4 protein-coding genes are annotated in these 6,391 nt (G+C 45.6%); 2 read left to right on the top strand and 2 right to left on the bottom strand.

The annotated features are described in order from the left end of the window. Positions 1–53 precede the first annotated feature (53 nt). A complete protein-coding gene (locus tag QT974_RS29355; protein WP_333471912.1) occupies positions 54–2,243 on the bottom strand; it encodes an O-linked N-acetylglucosamine transferase, SPINDLY family protein in 2,190 nt (729 codons plus the stop codon). 99 nt (positions 2,244–2,342) lie between these two features. On the opposite strand from QT974_RS29355, the gene QT974_RS29350 reads away from it, so the two are divergent. Then, positions 2,343–3,008, top strand: coding sequence for a glycoside hydrolase family 108 protein (locus tag QT974_RS29350; RefSeq protein ID WP_333471914.1), 666 nt, complete (start codon positions 2,343–2,345; stop codon positions 3,006–3,008). 389 nt (positions 3,009–3,397) lie between these two features. On the opposite strand, the gene QT974_RS29345 is transcribed toward QT974_RS29350, so the two are convergent. Then, on the bottom strand, positions 3,398–4,645 hold the full coding sequence (locus QT974_RS29345; RefSeq protein WP_333471911.1) for a retroviral-like aspartic protease family protein: 1,248 nt from the start codon (positions 4,643–4,645) through the stop codon (positions 3,398–3,400). 456 nt (positions 4,646–5,101) lie between these two features. Here QT974_RS29345 and QT974_RS29340 point away from each other — a divergent pair, with 456 nt between their 5' ends. Then, a complete protein-coding gene (locus tag QT974_RS29340) occupies positions 5,102–6,265 on the top strand; it encodes a serine/threonine-protein kinase (protein ID WP_333471910.1) in 1,164 nt (387 codons plus the stop codon). The last annotated feature ends 126 nt before the right edge of the window (positions 6,266–6,391 follow it).

Below are 6,391 nucleotides of genomic sequence, written 5' to 3'. Positions count from 1 at the left end.
GCGCAATCCGCACAGCCGTGCGGATTGCGCACCCTACATATAGTGCCGTTTCCCTACTTTTGGGAATTGATTTTACAGAGCTTTTCAAACACTGCATACATATCACCAGCAAATTTTTTCGGGTTCCACAGCGGCGACAAATTTGCTGCGTCTTTAGATTTCATCAACTGTGCTTGAATTGTCTTTCTTAATTCACCATCTTTACCCAATTTTACACCCAAATCCACATATTCATCCCAAGACCAAGCTGCACCAGTTTCAATCCCCAAAGCCTGCAAAAACGAGTAACCCATTCTCGACAAAAACTGCTCTCCAGTGCGAGTCACCACAGGCAAATTAAACCACAAAGCTTCTAAAGTGTGAGTACCTCCATTGTAAGGATAAGAATCTAACAAAACATCTGCCAGCAAATAGATAATTCTGTGTTCTTCCTCCGTAGCAAACCTCGGCAAAAACTTAATTCGGTGCCGGCTGACTCCCTCAGCTTCGCAAGCTTGGTGATAGGCCGCCTCAAACACCGCAGCATCACCCAAAGCCTTGTGAATCAAAATACTGTTCGGCACTTGTTTCAGAATAGCAATTTGTGCTTTTACTAACTCCGAATTAAATTTTCTTCCGGGAGCGACGCACAGGTAAACAATCTGATCCAAACCGATGCGATTTGACTTTCTCAACGCCACCGGATCGACTCCATACCTTTGAAATCCTGACACCGCTACAAACGAATCCGGCATCCTGACGAGCTGCTCGTCATAATATTTTTCCCTACCCGCTGGGTGCGAGTGCCAGTCTGTCAGAAAGTAATTTTGGGACGATATATAAGGTGCATCAAATCCCAGCCACGAAACACAAACAGGCGCTGGTTTGTGGTAGAGAATGTCTGCATGAACTGGCACACTGAGAGAATCCAAATCGACTAAAACGTCTATTTCATCTTGCTGAATTTGGTTGATAATTTCGGCGTAATTGGCAAGTCCATTCGGGTAAGTTTTTGGGAAAGTCAGTTTGCCTAAATTGTCAAATTGCTGAGTGCGATCGTCTAAAGTAATTCTTTCGGAAGCGTACAAATACAAATTGGGTGTGATGTCCGACAATTCGCGAATTATGTCAGCGCTGCACCAGCCTACAGAATGGCGGCTGAAATGATTCGACAAAAAGCCGATTTTTAACTCGCTGGCTGCGGTTTTTGCTTTTAAAGTATAATTAGCCGGTTGAGTAGAATTTGGTTTGATACATTGGTCTGTGTACTTGCGGGCAATTAATCTGTAAAGTTTAGAATTAGCTGCCAAATCATCTCGCAAATAGGGCGTGCTGAATAATAAATTTGCATAAAGCGATTTAATTTCTACCGAGCTAGTGGTTTCTAAATTGTGCTGCAAGTACGACTCTAACTGTAAAAAACGATCCGCGGCAATTTGATTCAATCCCGAGACTTGATAGGTGCTGATGAAGTAAATTGCCGTCATGATCGGATCGGTTTCGGCGCACATTTGGCTGTATTTGTGAACAGCTTGGCGCGCGGCTGCTAAATCGCTAGTATCTCTGAGGATGCCGCACAAATGTTGGTGGGCCCAAATAAAATCCGGTTTGATTTCTAGGGCCTTTTGCAGGTTCGGAATTGCTTCTTTAACTTTGCCCTGGTGGCGCAAAATTATGCCAATTTGACAGTAGGCTTCGGGTAAATCGGGTTTGAAAGCGATCGCCCGCTGCCATGCAGCCACCGCCTCATCTAACTTCCCTTGCCGTGCTAATTTATCGCCTAAATTTATGTGAAAATCTACCTGAGCCAGATGGGGATTGAGTTCGAGAGCTTTTTGCTCGTAGGCGAGCGCTGCATCCGACTGCCCTTGCTGTTTCAGCGCCCCTGCCAAATTCCAGTAAGCAGCAGCCAAAGTTGGTTTGAGTTCGATCGCCTTTTGGTAATTAACCATCGCCTCGACGAAATGCCCTTGTTTGTAGAGCATACTCCCCAAATTAGCATAAGCCTCAGCAAAATCGGGATTGAGGGCGATCGCCTCCGAATAAAACCGCATTGCTTCCTCAAGTTGTCCGCTAGCTTGTTGCACGTTACCCATTGTCACGTAAGCCGCCGCCCAATCCGGTTGCAATTCCAGAGCTCGCCGACAAGCAGCGTCGGCTGCGGGTAAATTGCCTTGGGAGTAATACATTTCTGCAACGACAGTCAGCGATGCAGCATCTTCTAATTCGGGTGTTTCTGATTGGTTGCGAAAATCGGAATTCATTTGGCGGCCTATCTGTGCTATCAAGTTAAAGGTTGAATCTAGATTATTTTGCAGAGTAGCAGTTTTAGCGGAACTACGGGCGATCGTCACAGAGAATTTATGAGCGACAAGCAAGCTTCAGGCCACAAAAATCACATCAAGTGGAAACCAAACATTCTGCTGGGGATACTCTTGTTAGCCTTAGCGATCCCCTTACCGTTTACCCAAAAGACTTTCGCACAAAAGCAGACAGCAGACTTTCGGCAGCGAGTATTTCAAACAGCGCTTTATTTCACCTTATATTTTGAGGGCGGATTCAGCAATCACCCCGCAGATAAGGGCGGGAGAACCTATCGGGGCATCTTGCAAACAGAATACAACGCCTATCGCTACAGTCGCGGGCTGCCACCCCTCGATGTGACGCAGATGTCGGAAGCTGAACTCCTAGAAATTTATAAATATTACTGGGATTCGAGCCTTTCGGGTACTATGCAGCCTGCTTTGGCGATCGTCATGTTTGACACTGCCGTTAATTTCGGTATTAACAACTCTATTACATTTTTGCAGCAAGCTTTAGGATTACCGCAAACCGGAATTTTTGACGCGCGCACCAGGGATGCGCTGAAAGCTGCTAATAACAAAAATACGGCGCTGCAAATGATTAATGAACGGATTATTTACCGCTACAAACGGGTGCAAGAAGATCCGAGTCAAATGGCTTTTTTTCGGGGTTGGCTGAGTCGCGATTACAGTTTGTGGGGCTACGTGAACAAGATTAAAAATTAAGCAGGCTGATTGATTTTATCAAAGCTGTAAGCTGTTGCGGCATTTAAATTGCATCTCAAAAAAATCAGACAATGAGTGGGGTGTCCCGCCGGCCCTGAATATACAATTTAAATGTGCGACAGCTTAGTAGTCCGACAGTCAGACAGTCCAACAGTCCGACAGTCCAACAGTCCGACAGTCCAACAGTCCGACAGGGGTTTCAACCCCTGTCTCATAGCTGAAGTCGTCTAAAGACGACTGTAGCAATCCAAATGCCGATGAGCTTATGAGTCGGTTTTAACCGACTTTAGCTATTAGACAGGGACTTGAGTCTAAGAGCGGGCTGCGGAAGAATGAATCACCCCGATTTTTGAGGAAGCTACCGCGATCGATCGCTAGACAAACAGAGATTATCGGGGATGCAATTCTACTTGGTTTTTGAGAATCTGCACATCATAACGAGCTAGAAAATCTTGTCCTAAAAGCCCGTACGCGATCCGATTATCTCCGATCGCAATTTGAATGTTGCGTACAACGGCAGTTTGCACTGCTAAAGATTGCACCCAACCTAAGTCAAAGGTTACAACGCTACCATCAGCAATCATCGACTGACAGGTTCCACAGGGCATGATTTTCAGGAGATCCGCCATCTGTTGCGTAATGTGTGTCCTGCTGGCTCCGGTATCCAACAGCAGATCGAATGTAAAAGCACAACCATTATTCAAGACAACTTCAACGATTGGAACTCCTCCCCAACGAGCTTTAATCGGGACTCGAATGATGCTTGATTCTGCCGCTTTTTTGGCTTGCGCGATCGCCCGTTGGTGAGCTTCCCAATTGCCTTGATTCAGCCACAGCGCGGCCGCTTGCTGGAAATCTGCGATCGCCCCTGCGACATCCCCCAATGCTTCGGCTACGCCCGCGCGACTGGCAAAAGCTTCAGCATCGCGATCGCACATGGCGATCGCATTAGAATAATCTTTGAAAGCTTTGTCCAAGTCTCCCAGCAAGCAGTATCCGTGTCCCCTCTGCAAAAACAGGCGATCGCGCTCGCCCTTAAACTGCATTAAATGTGTAAAATCTAAGACTGCGCCAGCTCCATCTCCCAAAGACAAGCGCAGAACTCCCCGGTGCCAGCGAAGTTCGCGATTTTCCGGTTCCAGTTGCAAAGCCCGCGCGATATCCTCAACTGCTGCTTTGGGGTTTCCCAGCTTGGCGTGCACCTTGGCTCGCTGACAAAGAGCACAGGCGCGATCGGGCTGCATTTGCAACACCAAATTAAGCTCCGACAAAGCTTGTGAATATTCCCCGCGATCGACCTTGGCGCACGCTTCCTCGAAGAAAAACGGTGACGACAGGTGTTTTGAGGTATTTAGCAAGCGCGCCTGTACGATCGCATTTTCGAGGTCAATAATCTGCGACTGAATTGAAACTCGTTCCCCAAATGACATCGCCGTCGCCTGTAAGCGCATTGCTTCCTTGTAATCGGCGATCGCACCTTTCAAATCCTGGAGTTGTTCGCGCACTTGTGCTCTGGGGCGGTAAGCTGGTGCGAACTTGGGATTTTTTTTCAAAATGCGATCGAGGCTGTACAGCGCACCTAATAAATCTCCCGTTTCTATCTGTTTTAATGCCTTGTGATAATCAGCTTCCATCATATCTCAAAATAAATTAACTTCCTCTGTTTCAGTATAACTTCAGCTTCATTACTCTTGATTACAGTTTTGGACGTATAACCTCTATTTGTAGCGTGGATCGCAAGCACACAGAAGCCGATCGAGAGCGCGTCAAATTATACCAATCTAAAACGAAATAACAGTATTCTTGTTCCCCCCCTTTATCAGGGCGGGCTAGGGGGGTCTTCGAGTGTTGCACAATTTTAGATAAATGGTATTACTTTTGCCTAAGTCCCGATCGAAATCCGTGAATTCACACTAACCGCTCAACCATTTGTCAAGTTAATTAAGTTCATAAAAGTCATAACCTTGATTCATAAAAGTCATATTTATCAAGATATATTTCAAATTTAGAAAAATTTATTAAATTTCAAGTAAACCGTCTATAACATAAATACAAGAACAAAACCTGTAGCTGCTGCACAATCAACTTAACTGATGAAATCTATGAATATAGAAGAAGCAATCATTTGTTTGGATAATCTGGTCTACGAAAAAACTGAAAAACACCTAAAGCCTTTGCAAAAAGCCATAATTCAAGGCGTTGTAGAGGGTTTGACCTACAAAGAAATAAAGGAACACTATCCGACCGCCCGCTACTACGCAGTGGGCTTCCTGGCGCGCGGTGTCGGCTACAACTTGTGGAAAGACCTCACCAAGGTACTGAAGCAAGCAGGAATTATTGAACCAGAAGAAAAAGTAGTCGGAGCAAATCTTTGGGACTGCATGATGAGAGTTGTACAAGGCACACCACCCGCTAATGTTGGCAAGCCGCCAAAATTGCAAGATACGCTGTTGGAAAAGCTGCTGCGGATGCGTTACCGAATCCGAGAACACTTAGTCAGCACCGAGTACAGCGATACGTATCTGGCTGAAGATGAAAATTTGCCCGATCGACCTTTGTGTCTCGTCAAGCGCCTGAAAAGCAAGTCTAAGAAAACTAGCGAGCTATTCGATAGAGAAACCCGGGTGTTGTATCGCTTGGGCCACCACGATAGGATACCAGAATTATTAGCTCGCTTTGAAGAAGATGGATATTTTTATTTAGTCTATCAATTCATCGAAGGGCAACCCCTATATCAAGAACTAATCGAAGGTCAACCCTGGAAAGAAGATGAAGTTATTGCCTTGTTGAAAGATATCTTAGAAGTGCTAGTCTTCGTTCACAAACAAAATGTGATTCACCGCGACTTGCACCCTCAAAACTTAATCAAGCGCTCACCAGATAGCAAAATTGTATTAATCGACTTTGGAGCAGTCAAAGAAATCAACACCTCACAAAATAGCACCGATCAAACTCAATCGCGCGGCGGTGGCACTCAGCAAGAGTACATCCCCCCCGAACAAGCCATCGGTGCGCCGAAATTTTGCAGCGACATCTATGCTATTGGGATTATCGGGATTCAAGCCTTGACAGGGATGCGGCCCAAACAACTCAGAGTCGATAATTTAGGCAATCTTATTTGGCAGAAATATGCAACTGTCAGCCCAGAGTTTGCTAGCGTTTTGGATCAGATGGTGCTGTACGCTTTCCCCCAGCGTTACCCGTCAGCAACCGAAGCTTTAGAAGCACTTCAAAACTTGGGAGTCATTAGTGAGTAGTCATTAGTCAGTAGTCAGTAGTCAGTAGTCATTAGTCATTAGTCATTAGTCATTAGTCCTTAGTCATTAGTCAGTAGACTTGAATTGCAAAAATCGGAAAACACCCTAAAATTATCTGCGTTTATC

Source organism: Microcoleus sp. BM001215392 (genome assembly GCF_036700185.1).
Lineage (GTDB): Bacteria > Cyanobacteriota > Cyanobacteriia > Cyanobacteriales > Microcoleaceae > Microcoleus.
The sequence above is the reverse complement of the archived record's forward strand: the minus strand, read 5'-3'. Positions and strand labels throughout refer to the sequence as shown.